At 62.3% G+C, this 23,200-nt stretch carries 20 protein-coding genes; 13 read left to right on the top strand and 7 right to left on the bottom strand.

The features are described 5' to 3' along the window. The first annotated feature begins 98 nt into the window (after positions 1 to 98). Complete coding sequence (locus A9D15_RS03630) at positions 99 to 392, top strand: YMGG-like glycine zipper-containing protein (protein ID WP_066762143.1); 294 nt, start codon at positions 99 to 101, stop codon at positions 390 to 392. Here the strand turns inward: A9D15_RS03630 and A9D15_RS03625 are convergent. From A9D15_RS03625 to A9D15_RS03615, 3 genes are read right to left on the bottom strand one after another with little or no spacing between them, the layout of a single operon-like run. Further along, positions 386 to 883, bottom strand: coding sequence for a hypothetical protein (locus A9D15_RS03625; protein WP_066761872.1), 498 nt, complete (start codon positions 881 to 883; stop codon positions 386 to 388). The two genes, A9D15_RS03630 and A9D15_RS03625, sit on opposite strands and share 7 nt — an antisense overlap. 25 nt (positions 884 to 908) lie before the next feature. Next, the gene (locus tag A9D15_RS03620) at positions 909 to 1,403 is read right to left on the bottom strand and encodes a vgr related protein (RefSeq protein ID WP_066761871.1); all 495 of its coding nucleotides are present in this window, start codon (positions 1,401 to 1,403) and stop codon (positions 909 to 911) included. Positions 1,404 to 1,408: 5 nt separating this feature from the next. After that, on the bottom strand, positions 1,409 to 1,936 hold the full coding sequence (locus A9D15_RS03615; protein ID WP_066761869.1) for a copper chaperone PCu(A)C: 528 nt from the start codon (positions 1,934 to 1,936) through the stop codon (positions 1,409 to 1,411). Between the two features lie 173 nt (positions 1,937 to 2,109). Here A9D15_RS03615 and dnaK point away from each other — a divergent pair, with 173 nt between their 5' ends. Then, positions 2,110 to 4,023 (top strand): molecular chaperone DnaK, encoded by a 1,914-nt coding sequence (gene dnaK / locus A9D15_RS03610; RefSeq protein WP_066761867.1) that lies wholly within the window; start codon positions 2,110 to 2,112, stop codon positions 4,021 to 4,023. Between the two features lie 210 nt (positions 4,024 to 4,233). After that, complete coding sequence (gene dnaJ / locus A9D15_RS03605; protein WP_066761866.1) at positions 4,234 to 5,355, top strand: molecular chaperone DnaJ; 1,122 nt, start codon at positions 4,234 to 4,236, stop codon at positions 5,353 to 5,355. On the opposite strand, the gene A9D15_RS03600 is transcribed toward dnaJ, so the two are convergent. Further along, positions 5,352 to 7,658 (bottom strand): patatin-like protein, encoded by a 2,307-nt coding sequence (locus A9D15_RS03600; protein ID WP_066761864.1) that lies wholly within the window; start codon positions 7,656 to 7,658, stop codon positions 5,352 to 5,354. The two genes, dnaJ and A9D15_RS03600, sit on opposite strands and share 4 nt — an antisense overlap. A 95-nt stretch (positions 7,659 to 7,753) precedes the next feature. On the opposite strand from A9D15_RS03600, the gene radA reads away from it, so the two are divergent. From radA to proS, 7 genes are all read left to right on the top strand, one after another. Next, positions 7,754 to 9,130: a DNA repair protein RadA gene (gene radA / locus A9D15_RS03595; RefSeq protein ID WP_066761862.1), complete on the top strand. Its 1,377-nt coding sequence runs from the start codon at positions 7,754 to 7,756 to the stop codon at positions 9,128 to 9,130. 9 nt (positions 9,131 to 9,139) lie between these two features. Continuing rightward, a complete protein-coding gene (locus A9D15_RS03590) occupies positions 9,140 to 9,667 on the top strand; it encodes a CvpA family protein (RefSeq protein WP_066761859.1) in 528 nt (175 codons plus the stop codon). Continuing rightward, positions 9,664 to 10,080, top strand: a complete 417-nt coding sequence (locus tag A9D15_RS03585) for an iron-sulfur cluster assembly scaffold protein (protein WP_066761858.1) — start codon at positions 9,664 to 9,666, stop codon at positions 10,078 to 10,080. The genes A9D15_RS03590 and A9D15_RS03585 overlap by 4 nt, the downstream gene beginning before the upstream one ends. A gap of 85 nt (positions 10,081 to 10,165) precedes the next feature. Beyond that, positions 10,166 to 11,812: an MFS transporter gene (locus A9D15_RS03580; RefSeq protein ID WP_066761857.1), complete on the top strand. Its 1,647-nt coding sequence runs from the start codon at positions 10,166 to 10,168 to the stop codon at positions 11,810 to 11,812. After that, positions 11,812 to 12,861, top strand: coding sequence for an alanine racemase (gene alr / locus A9D15_RS03575; protein WP_066761856.1), 1,050 nt, complete (start codon positions 11,812 to 11,814; stop codon positions 12,859 to 12,861). The genes A9D15_RS03580 and alr overlap by 1 nt, the downstream gene beginning before the upstream one ends. An 89-nt stretch (positions 12,862 to 12,950) precedes the next feature. Beyond that, entirely contained in the window at positions 12,951 to 13,517 is a 567-nt protein-coding gene (phaR, locus tag A9D15_RS03570) for a polyhydroxyalkanoate synthesis repressor PhaR (RefSeq protein ID WP_229660369.1), read from the top strand. 128 nt (positions 13,518 to 13,645) lie between these two features. Continuing rightward, positions 13,646 to 15,190 carry a proline--tRNA ligase gene (proS, locus tag A9D15_RS03565; RefSeq protein ID WP_066761848.1) on the top strand — a complete coding sequence of 515 codons (1,545 nt, stop codon included), beginning with the start codon at positions 13,646 to 13,648 and terminating at the stop codon, positions 15,188 to 15,190. A 9-nt stretch (positions 15,191 to 15,199) separates the two neighbouring features. Here the strand turns inward: proS and A9D15_RS03560 are convergent, their stop codons facing one another. Together A9D15_RS03560 and A9D15_RS03555 are read right to left on the bottom strand one after the other, a co-directional pair. Continuing rightward, the gene (locus tag A9D15_RS03560) at positions 15,200 to 16,426 is read right to left on the bottom strand and encodes a VOC family protein (protein WP_066761846.1); all 1,227 of its coding nucleotides are present in this window, start codon (positions 16,424 to 16,426) and stop codon (positions 15,200 to 15,202) included. Between the two features lie 5 nt (positions 16,427 to 16,431). After that, positions 16,432 to 18,462 (bottom strand): M3 family metallopeptidase, encoded by a 2,031-nt coding sequence (locus A9D15_RS03555; RefSeq protein ID WP_172807457.1) that lies wholly within the window; start codon positions 18,460 to 18,462, stop codon positions 16,432 to 16,434. A gap of 138 nt (positions 18,463 to 18,600) precedes the next feature. On the opposite strand from A9D15_RS03555, the gene A9D15_RS03550 reads away from it, so the two are divergent. Further along, a complete protein-coding gene (locus A9D15_RS03550) occupies positions 18,601 to 20,901 on the top strand; it encodes a ribonuclease R family protein (RefSeq protein WP_066761841.1) in 2,301 nt (766 codons plus the stop codon). A gap of 4 nt (positions 20,902 to 20,905) precedes the next feature. On the opposite strand, the gene A9D15_RS03545 is transcribed toward A9D15_RS03550, so the two are convergent. Beyond that, entirely contained in the window at positions 20,906 to 21,361 is a 456-nt protein-coding gene (locus tag A9D15_RS03545; protein WP_066761839.1) for a universal stress protein, read from the bottom strand. A gap of 162 nt (positions 21,362 to 21,523) precedes the next feature. Between A9D15_RS03545 and A9D15_RS03540 the strand changes: the two genes are divergently transcribed. Next, complete coding sequence (locus tag A9D15_RS03540; protein WP_066761837.1) at positions 21,524 to 22,795, top strand: pyruvate dehydrogenase complex dihydrolipoamide acetyltransferase; 1,272 nt, start codon at positions 21,524 to 21,526, stop codon at positions 22,793 to 22,795. Positions 22,796 to 22,806: 11 nt separating this feature from the next. Next, positions 22,807 to 23,199, top strand: coding sequence for an acyl-CoA thioesterase (locus A9D15_RS03535; protein WP_066762141.1), 393 nt, complete (start codon positions 22,807 to 22,809; stop codon positions 23,197 to 23,199). The last annotated feature ends 1 nt before the right edge of the window (position 23,200 follow it).

The raw sequence follows: 23,200 nt of genomic DNA, 5'->3' as shown, positions 1-23,200 counted from the left end.
TCGCTTCGCAAGGCTGATACAAAAAAGTCCGGTCTTTTTCGGAACTTCCCTGGCCCCGTTCCGTAAGGTTCATGAACGGGGGCGAAGGAGACGTTACGATGAAGACCAGGACTTTTGCCATTCCCGCCCTTGCCGCCGCCGCGCTGGCGACAGCAGGCTGTGCGGATAACTACGCCGTCGAAGGCGCCGCTGTCGGCGCCGCTGCGGGTGCTGCCGTTGGTGCCGTGACCGGCGCCGATGTCGGTACGGCGGCTGCAGTCGGTGCCGCCGCTGGTGCAGCGGGCGGCTATTTCATCGACAAGGACGACAACTGTGACGGCTACGACCGTGATGGCCGTCTTGACGACGATTGCTACGGGACCGCGGGCTATCCGGTCGATCCGCGTTATTGAGCTTCGACGCGAATTGGAATGACGGTAGGGGCGCCGCTTTGCTGCGGCGCCTTTGCTTTTGGTTTGGTGGGCAAACCAAGCTTCTTGAGCTGGTCTGCAAGCTTGTTTGCGCGTGCCGCGGCCTGAGAAAATCCATCGAGGGAAATCATGCGGACCAGTTGTGACTGGTCTGTTTTCGCAGACTGCGGATTGCTGAAAAGAGCCATGGCCTCGCCATCGATCTTCACGATACGTAATTGACCATGAACGATGTCGGCGCGTTCCTCGAGGATTGAGGCGAGTTCCTCCGCGATCCCTCCCAACTTGGCGAAATGTTCTTTTGAAAGCCTGCAGGACGGTTTGGCGTTCTTCAAGCTGCGAAGGTTCAAGCCAAGTCCAAGCTTTTCGACCTTGAGATCGGCAAGGCGCATTATGCGCACAATCTGCTGTTCGACCTTCGAGATCGAGTTCAGATAACGGCTACGGCTCACATGGAAATCGTCTTCGGTCATGACCGAACGTGTGCGCGGCTATTCTTTAAGCCCCAGTAAACGGCAGAATAGATTCTAGCTGCGCCAATGGCGGAGCGCCCCGCAACTTGTAGCCATTGCGCAACAGGAACGCGTGACGCACGATTTCCGCCTGCTGCTCGATGCCGTATTTATGAAGCGGTTGCCCAGGGCGCACCGCGTAGTCGTAGCGGCAGAACGGATGCCGCATAAGGGGAAGCCAGAATCGTCCCTTTTCCTGCGCCTGCCAGACATGCGTCATCTCGTGAATGAACAGGCCCTGTGAAGTCACCGGTCCGGCAGAAAAGTCGTCGTGATAGGCGACATGCTCTGCCGGAAAGTGGATGTGTCCCATCGGGGCCATCGCGGTGTTGGCGGGCTGAAACGGGAACCAGCGTTTGCGCCTGATCGTCACCGGTTCGACATCGACCGCCGCGCCGAAGACCGAGCGGACGAGGGCTTTCTCCCCGTCCGTCAGTCCCCGCGTTCCGCCGGCAGGGCAGGCGTGAACCGGCTTCGTCATGCCGCTCAGTCCATGCCCTCCATGGCGGAGTGATCCATCCCGCCAGCGCCGGTGACCGGCGCCTGGATTGAGGCCTTGTCACCGTCGGCGAAAGAAATCGTGACATCGGCGGTACTGCCGGGGGCGATCGTCGCGTCCATGTCGAACAGCATCACGTGATAGCCGCCGGGCTGAAAGTTCAGCGGCTCGCCCGGCTGCAGATCGATCGTATCGACTACGGCCATCGTCATTTTGCCATCGACCATATTGGTTTCGTGAATCTCGCTACGCTCTGCCCCCAGCACGCTGACCGATGCGATCGTGCGCGGCGTTTCCGATGCTATGGTGAAATAGGCGACGCCCGGTCGGCCCGAAACGGCGGGCATGCGGACCTCGGCGCCGGTCAGCGAAACGCCTTCTGGCGCATCCGCAGCGACAGGAACGTCGACGGCTTCGGTCTCCACCGGCTCTGGCGCGTCCGATCCGCAGGCCCCGAGGGCGAGCGGCGCGCACAGGGTCAGAAGAAGCGTCGCGGTCTTGGTCTTCAATAGCATTTTCAAAGGTTCCACAGCCTGTTCCAATTGGTTCCCAAATAGGACGTGCACAGGTCTTGTGCCACTGAAAAGCGCCCCTATATCGCCGTTGCAGTCACGAGCCGCGCGGCGGGCCTGCCCGCTATAGGGGGGCCCCGAAAGCGCGGTGTCAAACAAAGGATGGAAAGTACAAGATGGCTAAAGTTATCGGCATTGACCTCGGCACGACCAACAGCTGCGTCGCGGTGATGGACGGCGACAAGCCCAAGGTTATCGAGAACTCGGAAGGCGCGCGCACCACGCCCTCGATCGTTGCCTTTACCAAGGACAACGAGCGTCTGATCGGCCAGCCGGCAAAGCGCCAGGCCGTGACCAACCCGGACAACACGCTTTTCGCGATCAAGCGCCTGATCGGCCGCCGCTTCGACGACCCCATGACGAAAAAGGACATGGAACTGGTCCCCTATGACATCGTCAAGGGCAAGAACGGCGACGCATGGGTCAAGGCCGGCGGCGAAGACTATTCGCCCTCGCAGATCAGCGCCTTCATCCTTCAGAAGATGAAGGAAACCGCCGAGAGCTACCTTGGCGAGACCGTTTCGCAGGCGGTCATCACCGTTCCTGCATACTTCAACGACGCGCAGCGCCAGGCAACCAAGGACGCGGGCCAGATCGCTGGCCTTGAAGTCCTGCGCATCATCAATGAACCGACCGCGGCCGCGCTTGCCTATGGCCTCGACAAGGAAGACGGCAAGACTATTGCCGTTTATGACCTTGGCGGCGGTACATTCGACGTTTCGATCCTCGAGATCGGCGACGGCGTGTTCGAAGTGAAGTCGACCAACGGCGACACTTTCTTGGGTGGTGAAGATTTCGACACTGCGGTCGTAGAATTCCTCGCCGACGGTTTCAAGAAGGACGAAGGCATCGACCTTCGCGGCGACAAGCTCGCCCTGCAGCGCCTTAAGGAAGCGGCCGAAAAGGCCAAGATCGAGCTGTCGAGCGCGCAGTCGACGGAAGTGAACCTGCCGTTCATCACCGCCGACCAGAACGGTCCGAAGCACCTCGTGAAAACGATCAGCCGCACCGACCTCGAAAAGATGGTCGAGCACCTGATCGCCCGCACGAAGGAGCCGATGAAGAAGGCGCTGGCCGACGCTGGCGTCACGGCGAAGGAAATCGACGAGGTCGTTCTTGTCGGCGGCATGACCCGCATGCCCAAGGTTCGTGAAGCCGTGAAGGACTTTTTCGGCAAGGAACCGCACACCGGCGTCAATCCGGACGAAGTCGTTGCCATGGGTGCAGCGATCCAGGCTGGCGTGCTTCAGGGCGACGTCAAGGACGTGCTGCTTCTCGACGTTACCCCGCTCTCGCTGGGTATCGAGACGCTGGGCGGCATCATGACCAAGATGATCGACCGCAACACCACGATCCCGACCAAGAAGAGCCAGGTCTACTCGACTGCCGACGACAACCAGCAGGCCGTGACGATCCGTGTCTTCCAGGGCGAGCGTGAGATGGCGAGCGACAACAAGCTGCTCGGCCAGTTCGACCTTGTCGGCATTCCGCCCGCACCGCGCGGTGTTCCGCAGATCGAGGTCACGTTCGACATCGACGCCAACGGCATCGTGAACGTGTCTGCCAAGGACAAGGGCACCGGCAAGGAACAGCAGATCCGCATCCAGGCATCGGGCGGCCTGTCCGACGCCGACATCGATCAGATGGTGCAGGACGCGGAGAAGTTCGCCGAGGAAGACAAGAAGCGCAAGGAGCGTGCCGAGGCCCGTAACCAGGCCGACAGCCTTGTCCACTCGACCGAACAGCAGCTCAAGGAACATGGCGACGCGATCGACGCTTCGCTGAAGTCCGAGATCGAATCTGCCGTTGCCGAGGTGAAGACCGCGCTTGAAGGCGACGATGCCGACGCGATCAACGCCAAGTCGCAGGCTCTGGCCGAAAAGGCCATGAAAATGGGTCAGGCGATCTACGAGAAGCAGCAGGCCGAAGCGGCACCGGCAGACGGAGCGGCAGCGGGCAGCGAAGGCGCTGACGAAGAAGTCGTCGACGCCGAGTTCTCCGAAGTCGACGAAGGCGAAGGCAAGAACTGATCGGCTCAGGCCGACGGTGAAACCGTGATAAGTCCGGCCCGTTTCTTCCAGAGGATACGCAGCTGCGTTAACCAACGGGAGAGCGGGCCGGAATTATATGACGAAGGGCCAGATGCGCGGACTGCCCCGATGGGCGATCCGACGTACGCCGGCACGCTGCGACAGGGCAGTGTTTGTGATGAATTCCAAATCATGAGGACGGGTTAGTCAGTGGAAACCGAGGTCGACTTTTACGAGCTTCTCGAAGTCGAGCGAACGGCGGACGACAAGACGATCAAGTCCGCGTACCGCAAGCTTGCGATGAAATATCACCCCGACCGCAATCCGGGTGATGCCGGTTCAGAGGCTCGGTTCAAGGCGATCAGCGTCGCCTACGACTGCCTTAAGGATCCGCAGAAGCGCGCAACTTACGACCGGTACGGCCATGCAGCCTACGCGCAAGCCCAGCAGGGCGGAGGCGGCGGTGGGGGCGGCGGCTTCTCGGACATCGGCGACATCTTCGAGACGATCTTCGGTAGCGCCTTCGGTGGCGGTGCCGGCGGTCGTCCGCGCCGCGGTGCAGACCTTCGCTATGACATGGAAATCAGCCTTGAAGAGGCGTTCCACGGCAAGGAAACCGAGATCGAGATCGAGGTTTCGCAGACATGCGAGCCGTGCTCCGGCTCGGGCGCCGAACCCGGCACCGACCGTACCCGTTGCCCAACCTGCCAGGGCCACGGCAAGGTCCGTGCGCAGCAGGGTTTCTTCATGGTCGAGCGTCCCTGCCCGACCTGCCATGGCCGCGGCGAGATCATCGAGAAACCTTGTGCCGCCTGCCGCGGCGAAGGCCGTATCGATCAGGCACAAAGGCTTGAAGTCACGATCCCGCCGGGCGTCGAGACAGGCACCCGCATCCGCCTTTCGGGCAAGGGTGAAGCCGGTCCGATGGGTGCGCCTCCGGGCGATCTCTACATCTTCATCCACGTGCGCCGTCACGACGTTTACGAGCGTGAGGGCACGACCCTTCTGACCCGCGTGCCGATCACGTTCACCAAGGCTGCACTTGGCGGCACGGTCGGGCTTCCGGGCCTTGACGGCGAATGGGTGACGATCAACATCCCCGCTGGCATCCAGTCAGGAGAGCAACTGCGCAAGCGCGGTGACGGGATGCCCGTCCTGCAAGGTCGTGGACGCGGTGACCTTGTCGTTGAGGTGAAAGTCGAAACTCCGCGCAAGCTCTCGACCAAGCAGAAGGAGCTTTTGCGCGAGTTTCAGCAGAGCGAAACCGATGCCCAGTGTCCCGAATCGCAGGGCTTCTTCGAACGCATCAAGGCCGGTTTTTCAAAGCGCTAACCCAGCGTTTCGATGATCTCGTGTTCGATGCGCGAGATCAGGTGGCGATTGAGATGTCCGGCCTCGCGCTCCTCGGCCAGAACGCCGAGGAAAGCCTCACGCTTGATCGCGTTGATCTCGCCGATCGGCACCGGTCCTTCGCTACCTAGCGTTGATGCCGTGATGTCGATCAGGCGCTCCGCACCGTGCAGACGTCCCCACAGATAGTCGTTCTCCCGGTAGGCGCGGCTGAAGAAAGCCCCGAAATTGTAGAACTCGATGCCTCTCAGGGTGTCGACCGCACCGCCCTTGCGGATCGCGCTCGCATCTTCGGGCGAGATGCGGTCGACCTTCACGGGATCGAATTCGTCCATGCCCCTTGCGCCCAGCAGGGGCAGTGTGGCGAGGTCGTAGAATGGAAAGCCGAGGTAGGCGAGCAGCAGCTTGCGGCGTTGTTCGCGGGGCAGGGGGGCAAGCCCTTCGGCCAGCAGGGCGTCGACCTGGGGGTCCGTTTTCGCAAGGTCGCGGCGCTCGGCAATAACGGACAGTACCGCTTCGGGATCCTCGAGGATGCTCTCGGCGATAGCGGGGAAGTCGGGGCCGAGGGATTCTGCCTGCTCAAGCCGCGTATACATTGCCAGCGCCTTATAGATCGCGTCGCGGGCCACCTCGCGATCTTCAGGATTGAGTTCTCCGCCGATATCGCCCGGTGCCAGCCTTCGTGCCAGAAGGCGCAGCCGGCGTATGCGAAATCCGATGTCATGCGTGCGGAAGAACGAGATCGCCTGTTCATTCGCGCCGCCGCCTTGTGCTGATAGCGTCGCCAGGCCCTGGCCGTCGAGAAAGCGCGTCAGGCTGGTGACGATGTCGACGCGTTTGGGCGGTTCGCTGTCGATCGCGCGTCTCACGAGATGCGAAATATGGTCCAGGATCTGCGCGTACTTTGCCTGTGCGTAGCTGTGGAAGGCATAGCCCGCTTTTTCCGCGGCCTCTTGCTGCGCCTTTTTGCGCCACTTGCCGAGCCGTTCCCGATTGGGCCGGTCGAGAAACAGCGTGCGCCCAAGCAGCTTGTCGATCGTCGCCTCGACCTCCGGGCGCAGGGCGTCGACGATGTTGCGCGCCCTTATCGCCTCTGCCGAGTGTCTGGCGATGCGTTCGATGTCGTCGCGGATCGGCTGTTCGCGGGGGATCGACGACAGCGCTCCGAAGATCGCGCTGAAGAACCCGATTGGGCGGTTGTCGGTCGTCGTCTCGGCCATGCGGAAGTCGGGGTGAGGGTCGATGTAGACGAAGCGACGGTCGACCTCGCGCGTCGCGGGACGGTTCTCAAGCGCGCGGATAGCCTCGGCAAAGGGAGCGCCGACCAGCACCGCTCCGTCGATCAGCGCCACGCTGTCTAGGTCGCCTGCGTGGACGTGGTGAGGCATCACGCGCCGCAGGAATTTGTCGCGATCCGGCCAACCGATCCCGCGTTCGTCGGCCAATTCGTCGATCTCTTCCAACTGCAGCGGTGGGAAGGCGCCGGGGAAGCTGGCCGTCGCCCGTGCGGCCAGGACCAGTTCGGGCCGGTCGGCCAGGACTTCGTCTCCGCCATGAGCGCGAAACGCGATGGGCAGGCGGTGTTCGGCCTCCGACGCATCGGCGGGGCTATGAACTTGCAAGGGCGCGCGATAGCCGCGGAAATCGGTGGTCGTGACGAAGAGGTCGATCGGATGGCCTGCCGGGATAAGCGGGCGACCGGCGGGCTGGGCCTGCATCGCGACAAGCGCATCGTCGATCAGGCGCGAGAAGCCGGGACCGGAAAACGGCGGCGCGAACCAGCGGCTGCGCATGAGGCGGGAGAGCTTGGCACGGACTTCTGCCCGAGTTTCAGGGGCGACCGTGCGCGACACCGCGTTGCCGGGGCGGCGCAAGGTCCACTCGACAAGCGGTTGGGCCCAGATCTTGGAGAACTTGTGGCCGGGCCGAGCCTCCGGCGCGAGCAGAACGTCGCTGTCCGCACATTGGAGCCAGAGGTGCGTCAGCGGATCGAGCGAGCGGCCCGTCAGCAGGGCCTGTCCGAGGAAGATGGCGTTCATTCCGCCCGCACTTGCGCCGGATAGGATGTCGGGCACGACGCGCAGGCGTGTGTTGCCGTATTTCTCGATCGCCGAAAGCAGCCGGTAATATGCACCTTCGGTTCCGTCCGGTTGCGGCTCCCGATCACGGTGCTTCTGGCTGGCTGCGGCGATCTTGAAGACCTCTTTCGTCACGCCATGCATGTAAACGGCGAGGCTTACCCCACCGTAACAGACGAGCGCGATGCGCAGTTCCTTCTCCCGCATTCGCAGACGATGGCACGGCAAGGCGCGGGATGGAAAGCGCTTTTCCCCAGCCAATCGCTATTGCGTTCCATTTATGTTCCGGTTACGCGAACGTCATGGCCAAACCAAAGCGTCGATACGTCTGCCAGGCATGCGGCAGCATCAGCCACCGATGGCAGGGCCAGTGTCCGGACTGTGCGGAATGGAACACGCTGATGGAAGAGGCGCCGGCCACGGTGTTTTCGGCCAAGCACGACTTGTCCGGCGGCGGCAGGGCCATTGATTTCGTCGCGCTCGACGCGCCGACGCCTTTGCCGGTGCGGCGCAAGACGGGCCTTCCGGAATTTGACCGTGCGCTGGGCGGCGGGTTGGTACCGGGAAGTGCGGTCCTGATGGGCGGCGATCCGGGGATCGGTAAATCCACGCTGCTCCTGCAGACCGCCGCCAGCATCGCGCGCGGCGGTGGCAACGTCGTTTATATCAGCGGTGAGGAAGCCGCCGGCCAGGTCAGGTTGCGGGCGGAACGGCTTGGCCTTGCCGATGCGTCGATCAAATTGGCGTCGGCGACCTCGGTTCGCGACATCCTGACCACGCTCGGCAGCATGGAATCTCCAGACCTCTTGGTGATCGATTCAATCCAGACCATGCACTCAGACCAGATCGAGGGCGCGCCGGGCACGGTCAGCCAGGTGCGCGGCTGCGCACTCGAACTCATTCGCTATGCCAAATCCAGCGATTGCGCACTGGTGCTTGTCGGTCACGTGACGAAGGACGGCAACATCGCGGGCCCGCGCGTCATGGAGCACATGGTCGACGTGGTTATGAGCTTTGAGGGAGAACGCTCGCACCAATACCGTGTTCTGCGTGCTCTCAAGAACCGTTTCGGCGCGGTGGACGAGATCGGGGTGTTTGCGATGGAAGGGCAAGGGTTGGCCGAGGTATCGAACCCCTCTAGCCTTTTCCTGTCGGGCCGTGACGAACCTTTGGCTGGCAGCGCCGTCTTCCCCGCGCTTGAAGGCACACGTCCCGTGCTGGTCGAGATACAGGCGTTGATCGTGAGATTGCAATCGGGCGCAACGCCGCGCCGTGCCGTTGTCGGGTGGGACAATGGCAGGTTGGCCATGCTTCTCGCGGTTCTGGAGGCGCGGTGTGGACTGAATTTCTCGTCCGCCGAAGTGTATCTCAACGTTGCCGGTGGCTACCGGCTTACCGATCCGGCAGCGGACCTTGCCGTGGCAGCGGCATTGGTGTCCGCTTTATCCGACAGGGCGCTCCCGCGCAGGTCCGTTTGGTTCGGCGAAGTTTCGCTTGCTGGTGAGATCCGTCCGGTGGCTCATGCCAATCTCCGGCTGCGTGAATCGGCAAAACTGGGGTTCGACAGTGCTGCAGGCCCGACGAACGGAGCCGGTAAGGAGGGGAAAGGAGATTTTCCCGACTACCGCCCCATGTCGAGTTTGCTTAACTTGGTGGACAGGGTCGTAGGTAGTTCATAGCGTTCCATCATGATGTATTTCGATATCGCGGTCCTCGTGATCGTCGGGCTTAGTGCGCTCGGGGGACTTTCGCGCGGCTTCGTACACGAGGTCCTGGCGCTGGCCGCGTGGGTTGCGGCTATTGCCGCCGTTTATGTGCTGCATGCGCCGCTCAGCGACATCATCATGGGGTTCTTTCGGGACAACCAGACGAACGCGGCTCTGCTTTCGTTCGTGATCCTGCTGATCGTGCCTTTGGTCGTTATGCGGCTTATCGCGCGCTGGGCGGGCTCGAAAATGCGGCAGTCGGCGCTGGGCTTCATCGATCGCGTTCTCGGTTTCGGGTTTGGCCTCGTTAAAGGTTTCATTCTCGTCGTCCTGACCTTCACAATCATTACCCTGGGCTACGACACGGTCTGGAGTGCGGAGGGCCGCCCTGAGTGGGTGACCGAGGCCCGTTCCTATCCATTCGTCAACGCGGCAAGTGCGGCATTGGTCGACACCGTGTCCGAGCGCGAGGAACAGCTGGCGGAACAGGACCTGGAAGCCGAGGCGTGAGCGGCCACCGGCTCTACACTTCCGATGTGCTTGCAGCCGCCGTTTCGCTTGCTGCACATCCGCTGACAGATGACCTGCCGTTAAGGGGTTCGGCACGCTCTGCGTCGTGCGGGAGCCGGATCGAAATCGGCATCGCACTCGATTCCAATGGCCGGATCGAGAAAGTGGGCATGGCATCGCACGCTTGCGCGATCGGACAGGCGAGTGCGGCGATATTTGCCGATGGTGCGGTTGGCAGGAACCGGGAACAGATATCCGATGCACGCGATAACCTTGCAGCCTGGCTGTCAGGCGATGGCGAAATGCCGGACTGGCCCGGCCTCGGCCTTGTGGAGTCCGCCAAGGAATATCCCGGGCGGCACGGTGCCATGCTGCTCGCGTGGAACGCCGCGTGTGAGGCTCTGGCGCTCTGAAGTCAGGTAAAACCGCGCCTGTGCATCTTGGCAAAGGTCCGTGCCCCCGCATAAGTCTCTGGCACAGGGATTGCGGGAGGTATGAATGACAACGGCGCAAGCTGCCGAAGGGAATGAAAACGACCTGAGCGGATCGGAAGTCCGGCTTGTTGTCGGCGCATCGTCTGTCGGCACGATCTTCGAATGGTATGATTTCTTCATCTACGGCACACTTTCGGGCCTGATCGGAGCGGCCTTCTTCCCCGGGGAGAACGCGATCCTGCAGACACTGCTGGTCTGGGCCGGTTTTGCCATCGGCTTCGGCTTTCGTCCGCTCGGCGCGATCCTCTTCGGCTTTCTGGGCGACAGATTGGGGCGCAAGTACACGTTTCTCGTCACCGTCACGCTGATGGGTGTGGCGACTGCGGGGGTCGGTCTCGTGCCCTCTGCCGAGAGTATCGGCCTGTTCGCACCTGCCATCGTGATCGTCCTTCGCATCCTGCAAGGGCTGGCCCTCGGTGGCGAGTATGGCGGCGCGGCCATCTATGTCGCCGAACATGCCGCGCCTAGCCGGCGCGGGTTCTACACCTCGTTCATTCAGGCCAGCGTGGTGGGCGGGTTTGTCCTATCGATCGTCGTCGTGCTCGCCTGTCGGATATTGATTCCCGAAGATGCATTCGCAGACTGGGGCTGGCGCGTTCCTTTCCTTCTTTCGCTGCTGCTGCTTGCGGTTTCGCTGTGGATGCGGTTGCGCCTGTCGGAAAGTCCGGTCTTCAAAGCTATGAAAGAAGCGGGCGAAACGTCGGGCAATCCTTTTGTCGAAAGCTTCACCTATCCCGGCAACATCAAGCGGATCATTGTCGCGCTAGGCGTCACGGCGGGCCTGACGACGATCTGGTACACTGCCTTTTTCACGACGCTGTCGTTCCTGAAAGGACCGATGCGCATGGAGGACCGGCCGGTCGAGCTAATCCTGCTTGTCGCCGCGGTTCTGTCGATGGGGTTCTACATCTACTTCGGGCGGCTGTCCGACCGGATCGGGCGAAAGATTCCCATCCTGTGGGGTAACGTCGCGATTTTGGTGCTTCTCTTCCCGGTGATGTGGGGCATAGGCGCGCTGGCCAATCCGCAACTTGCCGAAACTTCGCGAACCGCACCCGTGAGCGTAAGTGGCCCCGAATGCGTGTACAATCCCTTTGCCGATCTGACGGGTGCCGACCAGTCACAGTGCGGTCAGCTGCTCGAAGTGCTGACGGGGTACGGCATCAGCTATGAACTGGAAGCGGCGGACTCCGTCGGTATGCGCGTTGCGGACCGGGCCGTCGCTTTCGACGGGGTGGACTGGCAGGACGGCGCTGCGCGGAAAGCTGCGATCACCGTGGCGCTCGAGAGCGAGGGATATTCCTTTGCCAAGCAGACGCCCCCGTTCATCAACGTCATCGGGATCGTCGCGCTGATCGTGGTGCTCGGCATCCTTTCGGCCGCGAATTACGGACCGGTCGCTGCGCTGTTGTCCGAAATGTTTCCGGCCAAGATCCGCTACAGCTCGATGTCGATCCCCTATCACATCGGCGCGGGGTATTTCGGCGGATTCCTGCCGCTGATCGCCGCATATATCGTAGCGCGCACGGGTAATGTCTATGCGGGGCTCTGGTACACTTGGGGCTTCGTCGCTATGGCCGTCGTCATCTGCGCATGGGGCCTGAAAAGCGGCCCGCCGCGCGATTTCGAAGACAGCGAACCGACCACCTGATGCCTTCCGATCCCGTACTGCCTCCCCCTGCGCTGCGCCTTCGTATCGACAGCGGGGCGATTGGCGCCAACTGGCAGGCACTCGACCGTATGTCGGGCTCTGCCGATGCAGGGGCTGCGGTAAAGGCTGATGCCTACGGGGTCGGCGTGGACCGGGCAATGCCTGCCCTGTTGAAGGCCGGTTGCCGGAACTTCTTTGTCGCCCACTGGTGTGAAGTGCCAGAAGTGCTGCAGCATACCAGCGGCGCGAATATCTCGGTCTTGCACGGTCCGACGTCGCAGGCCGACGGCGTATTTGCCCGCGATGCAGGTGTGCGTCCGGTGCTGAACAGCCTTGCGCAAGTCAGGAACTGGCAGGCGACGGGCGGCGGGGCCTGCGACCTCATGGTCGATACCGGCATGAACCGGCTCGGACTGCGTGTTGAAGAACTGGGCGATTCGCTCCTCGACGGGCTCGAGGTAGAGGTTCTCATGTCGCATCTCGCCTGTGCGGACGAGGACGGTCCGCAAAGTGCGCAGCAACTCGCCAGGTTTCGCGATGTCCTGGCCAAAGTGCCCCATCGGCGGGCCAGCCTTGCAAACTCTGCAGGTCTTGCGCTTGGCAGCGAATACGCATTCGATCTGACCCGCCCCGGCCTCTCGCTCTACGGCGGGATTGCCCGACCCGAACTGGCAGGCCGCATCCGGCAGGTCGTCACTCCGCAGGCCGCGATCATCCAGACGCGGACGGTGCCGGCGGGGGAATCCATAGGATATGGAGGGACTTACCGCGCAGAACGCGACACGCGCATTGCCATTCTCTCGATCGGTTACGCCGACGGATACCTTCGCTGCTGGAGTGGGAAGGGCGCGTTTCGGCATGGCGAGGCGGTTCTGCCCGTGCTTGGCCGCGTCTCGATGGACATGACCGCCATCGATATTTCTGCCGCACCGCACCTAGCAGAGGGTGACTGGGTCGATGCGGAATATGACCTTGCCGAGGCTTCGGCGCGTACCGGATTGACCCAATACGAATTGTTGACGCTATCCGGCCCCCGATTGCGCGGGTAATTGGTTGCCGCAGATATTGTGCGTGTGCTAATAGCAGTTGCAGCATAATCGCGGCACCAATGCTGCAAGAACAGGAGGCACGGATATCTGTGGCTGAGTCCGAGAAGAAAGATGATGTCATCATCATCAAGAAATACGCCAACCGGCGCCTCTACAACACGGATTCGTCCAGCTACATCACGCTGGATCACCTTGCAGAAATGACGCGGAACGGCGTCGACTTCCAGGTGATCGACGCGAAGAGCGGCGCAGATATCACGCACCAGATCCTGACCCAGATCATCATGGACGAGGAAGCGGGCGGCTCGCAGATGCTGCCGGTCTCGTTCCTGCGCGATCTCATCGGCATGTACGGCAATTCGATGCAGTCGATGATTCCGCACTATCTCGAAATGTCGATGCAGCATTTCCGCGAAAATCAGCTCAAGATGCGCAAGGCGCTGGAGGACAGCCTCGGCACTAATCCGCTGGCAAAGCTGGCGCAGCAGAACATGGCGATGTTCCAGGCCGCGACCGAGGCTTTCATGGCCGCGCGCCCCGGCATGCCCGGCGCGGAAGGTTCGGCGGGAGAGCCCGAGAAGAAAACCGACGACATCGACACCCTGCGCAAGCAGATGGAAGAGATGCAGAAGCAACTCGACAAGCTGGGCAAGTAGCGAGAGCGCTTGGCAAACGGCTTCGCCCCGCATAGGGGCGAAATGCCGGCAAGACGGGGCGGCTTCGGCTGCCCCGCGTTCTTTTTCGGCCTTACAGGTTCACACGAGAATTCAGGCAGACCAACCCCGTGTCCAATTCCAAGATCCGACATGCCCTCGACATCACGCGCGAGGCCGATTTCGCCGGTTGGTACCAGGCCGTCGTCGCCCAGGCAGATATGGCCGAAGAGTCGGGCGTTCGCGGCTGCATGGTCATCAAGCCGTGGGGCTACGGTATCTGGGAACGCATCCAGCGCGTACTGGATGATGCGATCAAGGCGACGGGTCATCAGAACTGCTATTTCCCGCTGTTCATCCCGCTATCCTATTTCGCAAAGGAAGCCGAACACGTCGAAGGCTTTGCCAAGGAAATGGCGGTGGTCACGCACCACCGTTTGAAGGCGGAAGATGGCGGTCTCGTCGTTGATCCCGACGCAAAGCTGGAAGAACCGCTTGTCGTGCGCCCGACGTCCGAGACCGTAATCGGGCAGGCGATGAGCCGCTGGATCCAGTCGTGGCGCGATCTGCCGCTGCTGACCAACCAGTGGGCGAACGTCGTGCGCTGGGAAATGCGGACCCGCATGTTCCTGCGGACCAGCGAGTTCCTCTGGCAGGAAGGGCATACCGCCCACGCGACCCGGGAAGAGGCGATGGAGCATACGCTGCAGTCGCTGGAGATCTACCGCAGCTTTGCCGAAGACGTGATGGCCATGCCAGTGATTGCGGGCGAAAAGCCGGAGAATGAACGCTTCCCCGGCGCTGTCTCGACCTTCTCGATCGAGGCGATGATGCAGGACGGCAAAGCGCTTCAGGCAGGTACATCGCACTACCTTGGCACCGGTTTCGCCAAAGCCGCCAACATTCAGTACCAGGACAAGGAAGGCCAGCAGACGCTGTGCCACACGACCAGCTTTGGCATGTCGACCCGCATGATCGGGGGCATGATCATGACGCACGGTGATGATGACGGCCTGCGCGTGCCGCCGCGTCTGGCGCCGCACCAGATCGTGATCCTGCCGATGCTGCGCGAAAAGGAAGGCGATGCCGAGGTGCTCGCCTATTGCGAACACGTAAGGATGGCACTGGCCGAACAGGATGCTTTCCGCGAGCCCGTTCGCGTTCTTCTCGACAGCCGCCCGGGCAAGGCCGCGCAAAAGCGTTGGGACTGGGTCCGCAAGGGCGCGCCGATCATCGTTGAAGTCGGCCCGCGGGACATGGAGAACAGCAAGCTTGCCGTCCTGCGGCGCGATCGGCTCTGGCGCGAAGACGGCAAGCCCGACTTCGATTTTGTCGATCGCGACGACTTCATCTTTGGCGCAGCATCGATGCTCGAAAGCATCCAGTCTTCGCTTTACGAAGAAGCCCGCAAGCGCCGCGACGAGAACATCCGCCACGATATCGAAACGTTCGAGGCGCTGGCCGAGCATTTCAGCGAAACCGCGAAGAAGCCGGGCTGGGTGAAGATAGCATGGTCGAGGCCGAGCGGCGACGCGCTGGAAGCCGTGGTCGAGAAGCTGAAGAGCCTGAAGCTGACCATCCGCAACACGCCGATGGATGAAGACAAGCCCGAAAAGCCGTGCTTCTTCACCGGCGAAGACGCGGTCGAAACGATCTACGTCGGGCGATCCTACTAATCGCCTGGCTCAGGCAGTAAGGGCGACCCCCTCCGCCTGGGCTGCGTAAAGTTCGAACATGTCGCGTACGGGGCAGCCAAGTGCCGCCTCGAACGCGGCTTGCGTGCCGCCCTGCATTGCATTGTCGCGTGCATCGTCGCCGAGATTCGACTGGAAAATGCCCGCCGCGCTGACGGGCAGGAAGTCTTCCCAAACGATCGGCACGACGCCGCTCTCGTCCTCGCGGAAATAGGCGAGGCCTTCGCTGCGCAGCATATCCCAGTCATCGGGGAAGTCCGCAAAGGACGCGGCAAGTGCTTGTTCGTAGTCACCGTCTGCAGCAAGCGCGCGGTTGAGGCAGGTGTCATAGAGATCGCGCCCCTTGGGCGTCAGTGCAGCGCCGCGCTGCTCGATCTCGCCGAAACGTGCGGTATGCGCGCCTTCGCTGCCATCCTTGAACGTGACCGCTTCGGAAAGCGCCTTGAAGCTCGTCTGGCGCAGCAGGATGGGGCATTTCCGGCGTGGCGGGCCTTCGATACGGTCTTTCGCATCGATACCGCGCGCAATCATTTCGCCCTGTACCGCGTCGATGTCGAGAGTGCGCGGCGTCAGGTGATTGATGTGCGGCCCCTTGAAGCAGACGATGTCGGCAACAAGGCCATGCTGCGCTTTCATTGCGCGGTAATCGGCTGACGACACCTGCGCTTCGGAGTGCCAGCGGAACACCGCCAACCCCTCGGCCAGAAACGCTGTGCCGTCGTCATCGCCAAGCCCGCCATCGCTTTCGGTCTTGGCGATGAGGTCGAGCAGACGGTCGGAACAGATCTGTCGTTTCGACAGGGCTTCTGCGGCACGGTCCCGAAGCCCAGCATCGTCGATCAGTTCCAACCGCAGCAACGAGCAGAACATGCGAAACGGATTGGCGGCCAGCGCCTCGTTCGTCACCGGACGGAACGCGGTTGAGTGGACCGGAACGCCCGCGGGCGACAAGTCGTAATAGCCGACCGGATCCATTCCCATGACCGCGAAGAACCGCCGCATCTGCGACAGCTCTTCCGCCGTGCCCACACGGATCGCGCCGTGACGCTCCGCCGAAAGGCGCGCACCATCGCGGCTTGCAAGATCCGCGTCGGTCTTCGCATTCACGTCCGCCACGATGTCCAGAAGGGTCGCGTAAAGCGGCACTTCCTCGCGGTACATAGCCGACATTGCCGCGCTGAAACGGGCGCGCAGCAGATCGCTGGAAACGAAGGTCATTCAGATCAGTCCTTCTTCGTGCCTTGCGCGACTTCTTCTGAGAAAGCCTCGAAGCTGACGGGACGACCAAGGAAATCTTCGACCAGTTCGGCCGCGGGACGCGTACCGCCTGCACCCAGAACCTTTACGCGGTAATCCATCGCGGTCCGCGGATCGCGCAGCCCCGCGGTCTTGAAACGGGTGAACAGGTCAGCCGCGATCACGCGCGACCAGCCGTAAGTGTAATAGCCCGCAGAATAGCCGTTGAGATGCCCGAAACGGCCCTCGCTATGGGTACCTTCGGGGAAGGGCAACATCGAGTATTCGTTGACCCAGGTGCGGTATGCTTCCGAAAGATCGTCGGGCGCAGGGCCGCGATAATAGTTCAGCGAGGCGTTCGAATAACCGGCCTGGCGGCGTTCGTACTGTCCGCGCCCGAAATAGCGGGCGGCTTGCATCTTCTCGACCAGTTCGCGCGGGATCGTCTCACCCGCCTCGTTTTTCGCAAACCGTGCCAGCGTGTCGTAGTCGTAGACCCAGTTTTCGAGCATCTGCGAGGGGGCTTCGACGAAATCCCGCTCGGTCGCGACGCCAGCCTGTCCGTACCAGCGCTGGTTGCCGCCGAGGATGTTATGAATGAGGTGGCCGAATTCATGGAGGAAAGTCTCCACGTCGGCATGTTCCATCAGGCCGGTGTCATAGCCGCCCTTGGGCAGGTTCATGACCAGCGCCGACACCGCAGGGGCATCGCCCACGCCGTCGCGCATCGTGACATGGTTCGCGTGGCTGTACTTGCCGTCGCGCGGATGGGAATCAAGGTAGAAGCGGCCCAGCACGGCTCCGGCTTCGCGGACCTGCCCGCGATCGCGGATTTCAAACGTCTCGACATCTTCGTGCCAGACATCAGTTTTCCACGGCACGATGTCGACCTGGAACAGGTCTTCGACCAGGCGGAATACACCGTCGCGCACGTTGTCGTAATTGAAGTACTGGCGCACTTCCTGCGGATCGAGGTCGAACCGGTCCTTTTTCACCTGGGTCGCGACATAGCTGGTGTTGAAGATGTTGAGGTCGACACCCGGCTTCAATTCGGCCAGGACCTCCTTTTTAAGCGCGATGTCGGCTTCTGCGGCGGGCAGCGCGGCGGCGGCGACCTGTTCGATCTGTGCTGCGGCCTTTTCTGGCGTGTCGATCATTCGCGGCTCAAGCGCGAGAGCGGCGAAGTTTTCACGGCCCAGCGCCTTTGCCAGTTCGTCACGCTTGTTGATCAGGCGCCGCAGGGCTTCCTGATTTTCTGGATATGCGCGCGAATAATAGACCCGCATCAGGCGCTCACGCAGGATTTCGCTTTCGGCGTAGGCGAGTACCGGCGTCACGTCCGTGTTGGACGTCGTCAGCGTCACGAGGCCGTCAGGGCCGACCGGGTGCGCATCGATGAAGTCCTGCGGCAGACCGGCCAGTTCCACGGGCAGCGCCTTGATGGAGCCGGTGCTCTCGGCAATATTGCGGTCGAACTCGGTGCCGGCCTTGGTGATCTCTTCCTGAAGAGCGGCGATCTTGGCGCGTCCTTCTGCGTCCTGCGACACGCCATTGCGGTCGAAAGATGCGAGGATCTGGGACATGTAGTACTTGGTCTTGTCATCCTCCCCGCTCACGTCGACGGCCTTCAAACGGTCGTAAAGCGGGCGGGACAGGCTGATCGTGCTGTCGAAATTATCGATACGGCTCTCGCAGTTTCCGGCAGCCTCGCGGCGTTCGGCATCGAGCATGACCTCGCGGTAGACCACGAATTCACCGCCAGCAGCATAGAGCAGGCCGATCAGCTCGTCATAAGGCTGGAGGGTATTGGCGACGGTCGCGGCACCTTTGGCCTTTTCAAGCGCGCCCAGCTGACGCTCCAACTCGGTCATCACCTTTTCGCATCGCGCGTCCAGCGTGGCGGCATCCTTGGCCGTGGCGATCGGCTCGCCGAGGAAATCCTCGACCGTTCCGGCTTGTGCTGGGATGGCAGTCAGCGCCGTTGCGGACATAAGCGTTGCAGTGATGAGGGTCTTCATAGGGCCTGTCATGCTCTTTCAGCGTGCGTCAGCGCACGGGAATGGTTTTACCTGAAACCGGATACATCCGCGCGCATGACTGCGCAATGAAGGGTTCCTGCTTGCGCACGGGCGTGGGCGGGGCCACATGGGGCGGATATGGCGAAATCTCCCAAGCGCACTCCCGGAATGCCCACCAAGAAGCAGGTCATGGACTTCATCAAGTCGTCCGAGACCCCTGCCGGAAAGCGCGAGATCGCGCGTGCCTTCGGGCTCAAGGGGCAGGAGAAGATCGCGCTCAAGGCGCTGCTGAAGGACATGGCTGACGAAGGTCTGATTGATGGTGACCGTCGCGCGTTTCACCGAATGGGTGGCGTACCAACGGTGACAGTCCTGCGCGTCGTCGACATCGAAGAGGGCGAGGCCATCGCCATTCACGATGCGTGGGAGCCGGACAGCGGCACCCCGCCACCGCGCCTGCGCATGGTGGAGACCAAGGCCCGCGGAAAGGCGAGGCAGATGCCCGCGTTGCGCAAGGGCGACAGGGTGCTGGCCCGTACCGAGGAAACCACCAACGGCTGGCTCGCCCACCCGATGAAGAAGCTGCCCGACTCCCACGAATCGATCATGGGAGTGGTCGAGATCGACGGCAGCGGGAAGGGCTGGCTGGCCCCGATCGAAAAATCGATGCGGTCTTCGTTGCCCATCGCAAACCTTGGCGAGGCGGAAAAGGGCCAGCTCGTCCTTGCCGAGCCGGCAGGCAAGTCGCCGCGTTCTGGCGTGAAGGTGACGCAGGTTCTGGGCGATCCGCTGGCGCCGAAGTCCTATTCGCTCATCGCGATCAACAAGTACGACATTCCCTTCGAATTCTCGTCCGACACACTGGAAGAGGCGGAAGTTGCGGCGAAGCTACCGCTGAGCGAGGACAAGCGCGAGGATCTGCGTACCCTGCCGATCGTCGCGATTGACCCTGCCGATGCGCGCGATCACGATGACGCGATCTGGGCCGCGCCCGATGACGACCCGAAGAACGCCGGTGGCTGGAAGGCGCTTGTCGCGATTGCCGACGTTTCGTTCTACGTGCGTCCGGGCAGCGCCATCGACCGCGAGGCGAGAAAGCGCGGCAACTCGGTCTATTTCCCCGACCGCGTCGTGCCGATGCTGCCTGAAATCCTGTCCGCCGACGTCTGTTCGCTGGGCGAGGGCGAGGCGAGGGCGGCAATGGCCTGTCATCTCGTCATCGACAAGACGGGGCGGATCAAGGACTGGCGCTTCACCCGCGCCATCGTACAGATCAGCGAAGTGATCGCCTATGAGGAGGCACAGGTCCGTATCGATGCGGGTGAGGCTGGCGACAATCTCAAGCATCTCTGGGCCTGCTGGAAGGCGCTGAACTCGGCGCGCGACGATCGCGATCCGCTCGATCTCGACCTGCCTGAGCGGCGGGTCGTTCTGGACGAGCAAGGGCGGATCGCCGAAGTCGCCGTTCGCGAACGGCTCGATGCGCATCGCGTGGTCGAAGATTTCATGATCGCGGCCAACGTCGCTGCGGCGAAGGCGCTGGAGGCCAAGGCCGCGCCCGTCGTCTACCGCATCCACGAGCCGCCGAGCCGTGAAAAGCTGATCGCGCTCAAGGACTATCTTGCGACAATGGATCGCAAGCTGTCGATGGGGCAGGTCATCACGCCCGGGCTGTTCAACCGCCTCCTGAAGGATGTTGCCGACGATACCGAAAAGGCGCTGGTGATGGAGCAGGTGCTGCGTACGCAGACGCAGGCCTACTACGGACCGAAGAATGCGGGCCACTTCGGCCTTGCGCTTGGGTCCTACGCGCACTTCACCTCGCCGATCCGTCGCTATTCGGACCTTCTGGTCCACCGCGCGCTGGTGGATGCTTACGATCTGGAACAGCCGCGGCCCAAGGATCACTCTATTCCTCCCACGTCGGGACTGTCGGACCGCGACCGCGCCTCGCTCGATCGCGTCACAGAAGCAATCAGCCGGACCGAGCGACGCGCGATGGAAGCCGAGCGCGACACGATCGACCGCTATGTCGCGGCTTGGCTCTCGGGGCGCGTAGGCGAAGTGTTCGAGACCCGCGTCACCGGCGTCCAGAAATTCGGCCTCTTCGCCACGATCATCGGGTTCGGCGGTGACGGATTGGTGCCGGTTTCGGTACTGGGTGACGAGCGGTTCTTCTACGATGAAAAGGCACAGGTCCTGCGCGGGGACCGGACCGGAACCGAGTACCGTTCCGGCGACCGGCTGAAGCTGCGCCTTGCCGAAGCGAACCCGCTAACCGGTGCCTTGAAGTTCGAGCCGCCGGAATTCGAAGGCCGCATCGAGCCGCGCGGCGGCAGGCCCGAACGGCGCGGATCCAAGCGCCAGGACAAGACCGGCTATTTGAAGGGCAAGCGCGGCAGGCCGGGCAATATCCGGCACCAGAGCCGCAAACGCTGAAAGCCTAGCTCAGCGCGTCCACCTCTTCTTCAGTCAGGCTGCCGGGCACGATCATCAGCGGGCAGGGCAACTGTCCTGCGCGCGAGCCTGCGAAGTGAGCGACCAGCGGACCGGGGGCGCCATCGGCAGCAGCGCCCAGCACGAGTGCGGCGATATTGCCGTGCTCGACCAAGTATTCTTGCACGACCTTTGCACCATCGCCGACCTTCACCGAAATCGTCGGCATGCGCCCGCTTTCCTGCAGCAGGCTGCCGGCTGCGGCCATGACCAGCACTTCAGCCCGGCTCTTCGCCTCTGATTCGATAGTTGCCTGAACGCCGCCGAAGGCCACAAACTGCTGTTTGGGGACGAGGGCGATGATGTGGACCGTGCCGCCCGTTTTCGCTGCGCGGCGCGAGGCGAAACGCAAGGCGACGCGCGCCTCGGGCGTTTCGTCCATGATCACCAGATAGACGCGCATCGTAATGGCGGCGGTTCCTCAATTACCCATCCTGCGGGGATGGATGGGCGAAAGGTTCGCACTTCGCAAGAAAAAGGCGCGCCGCCTGTCTTGACCGAAAGGCCCATGCTGCCCCAAAACGCCCGTAAAAGCTCCCTCGCTAAAAAGACAATAAGGAAATCGATGGCAATCCAGCTCAAGATGCCGGCTCTCTCCCCGACGATGGAGGAGGGCACCCTCGCCAAGTGGCTTGTGAAGAAGGGTGACAAGATCGAGCCGGGCGACATCATCGCCGAGATCGAAACCGACAAGGCGACGATGGAGTTCGAATCCATCGATGAAGGCATCGTCGCGGCCATCGCTGTCGAAGCCGGTACCGAGGGCGTGAAGGTCGGCACCGTGATCGCGACGCTGGCCGAGGAGGGCGAAGATCCCGACAGCGTGGATGCACCCGCTGCCGCGGCATCACCGGCACCTGCGCCTGCAGCCAGCGAGGAGAAGGCGGAAGCGGCTGCCCCGGCACCTGCGCCAGCCCCCGCTCCTGCCGCTGCAGCAGCTCCGGACGGCGACCGCGTAATCGCATCGCCGCTTGCAAAGCGCATTGCGCAGAACCGCGGCATCGACCTGTCGGCCATCAAGGGCAGCGGTCCGAACGGCCGTATCGTGAAGGCCGATGTTGAAAACGCCAAGGCTGGCGCCGCTCCTGCCGCTGCGTCGCAGGCATCTGCACCCGCTCCGGCACCGGCCTCGACGCAGGATTTCGGCATTCCGCACACGGCGGAAAAGCTGTCGAGCATGCGCAAGACGATTGCGCGCCGCCTGACGGAATCGAAGCAGCAGGTTCCGCACATCTACCTGACGGTTGATATCCGGCTCGACGCGCTGCTCAAGCTGCGCGCCGAACTGAACGATAGCCTTGCCAGCAGCGGCGTTAAGCTTTCGGTTAACGACCTGCTTATCAAGGCTCTTGCCAAGTCGCTGGTCGCGGTCCCGTCATGCAACGTGCAGTTCGCGGGCGATCAGCTCTTGAGCTTCAGCCGCGCGGACATTTCGGTCGCCGTCTCGATCCCGGCCGGTCTCATCACTCCGATCATTGTCGATGCGGGGGACAAGACGGTCTCGAAGATCTCGACCGAGATGAAAGACCTCGCCACCCGCGCGCGCGATGGCAAGCTTCAGCCGCATGAGTTCCAGGGCGGCACGGCCAGCCTGTCCAATATGGGCATGTACGGCATCAAGCAGTTCGAAGCGGTCATCAACCCGCCGCAGGGCATGATCATGGCCATCGGCGCGGGCGAAAAGCGTCCTTACGTTATCGATGACAGCCTGCAGATCGCATCGGTCATGTCCGCGACCGGCAGCTTTGACCACCGCGCCATCGACGGTGCGGATGGTGCGCAGCTGATGCAGGTGTTCAAGGACCTGATCGAAAAGCCGATGGGGCTGCTGGCCTGATGAGCGGCGGGATGGGGGAACCCGTCATCCGCGTCACCGCGATGCCTGCCGATACGAACCCCTATGGCGGGGTGTTCGGGGGCTGGCTGATGAGCCAGATGGCCTTGGGCGCAGGTTCCACTGTCTCGCGCTATGCCAGCGGGACGGCGGTTGTGATCGGGGCGACGGACTTCCGGTTTCCGGGCGCGATGGACGTGGGCGACGAGTTGTCGATTTACACGACCATCGCGAAAGAGGGGAATACCTCCCTTAATATCGAGGTGCGCGGCATTGCGCGCGAACGTAACACCGAAGCGACGAAGGAAGTGTGCAGCGGCACCTTCACATTCGTGGTGATTGATGAAACAGGGCGCCCGCGCGCGGTCAAGGACCGCCCGGCGCTTAAGACTGGGCAGGAGCTTTGAA

Origin of the sequence: Croceicoccus pelagius (assembly GCF_001661915.1) — a bacterium.
Taxonomy (GTDB): domain Bacteria; phylum Pseudomonadota; class Alphaproteobacteria; order Sphingomonadales; family Sphingomonadaceae; genus Croceicoccus; species Croceicoccus pelagius.
Note: the sequence above shows the minus strand (reverse complement) of the source record. Positions and strands in the feature narration are given on the sequence as shown.

Bases quoted from the DNA above. Each gene is read 5' to 3' on its own strand.
- A9D15_RS03630 (WP_066762143.1), top strand. From the start codon at position 99: ATGAAGACCAGGACTTTTGCCATTCCCGCCCTTGCCGCCGCCGCGCTG.
- A9D15_RS03625 (WP_066761872.1), bottom strand. From the start codon at position 883: ATGACCGAAGACGATTTCCATGTGAGCCGTAGCCGTTATCTGAACTCG.
- A9D15_RS03620 (WP_066761871.1), bottom strand. From the start codon at position 1,403: ATGACGAAGCCGGTTCACGCCTGCCCTGCCGGCGGAACGCGGGGACTG.
- A9D15_RS03615 (WP_066761869.1), bottom strand. From the start codon at position 1,936: ATGCTATTGAAGACCAAGACCGCGACGCTTCTTCTGACCCTGTGCGCG.
- dnaK (WP_066761867.1), top strand. From the start codon at position 2,110: ATGGCTAAAGTTATCGGCATTGACCTCGGCACGACCAACAGCTGCGTC.
- A9D15_RS03600 (WP_066761864.1), bottom strand. From the start codon at position 7,658: ATGCGGGAGAAGGAACTGCGCATCGCGCTCGTCTGTTACGGTGGGGTA.
- radA (WP_066761862.1), top strand. From the start codon at position 7,754: ATGGCCAAACCAAAGCGTCGATACGTCTGCCAGGCATGCGGCAGCATC.
- A9D15_RS03590 (WP_066761859.1), top strand. From the start codon at position 9,140: ATGATGTATTTCGATATCGCGGTCCTCGTGATCGTCGGGCTTAGTGCG.
- A9D15_RS03580 (WP_066761857.1), top strand. From the start codon at position 10,166: ATGACAACGGCGCAAGCTGCCGAAGGGAATGAAAACGACCTGAGCGGA.
- alr (WP_066761856.1), top strand. From the start codon at position 11,812: ATGCCTTCCGATCCCGTACTGCCTCCCCCTGCGCTGCGCCTTCGTATC.
- A9D15_RS03560 (WP_066761846.1), bottom strand. From the start codon at position 16,426: ATGACCTTCGTTTCCAGCGATCTGCTGCGCGCCCGTTTCAGCGCGGCA.
- A9D15_RS03555 (WP_172807457.1), bottom strand. From the start codon at position 18,462: ATGAAGACCCTCATCACTGCAACGCTTATGTCCGCAACGGCGCTGACT.
- A9D15_RS03550 (WP_066761841.1), top strand. From the start codon at position 18,601: ATGGCGAAATCTCCCAAGCGCACTCCCGGAATGCCCACCAAGAAGCAG.
- A9D15_RS03545 (WP_066761839.1), bottom strand. From the start codon at position 21,361: ATGCGCGTCTATCTGGTGATCATGGACGAAACGCCCGAGGCGCGCGTC.
- A9D15_RS03540 (WP_066761837.1), top strand. From the start codon at position 21,524: ATGGCAATCCAGCTCAAGATGCCGGCTCTCTCCCCGACGATGGAGGAG.
- A9D15_RS03535 (WP_066762141.1), top strand. From the start codon at position 22,807: ATGGGGGAACCCGTCATCCGCGTCACCGCGATGCCTGCCGATACGAAC.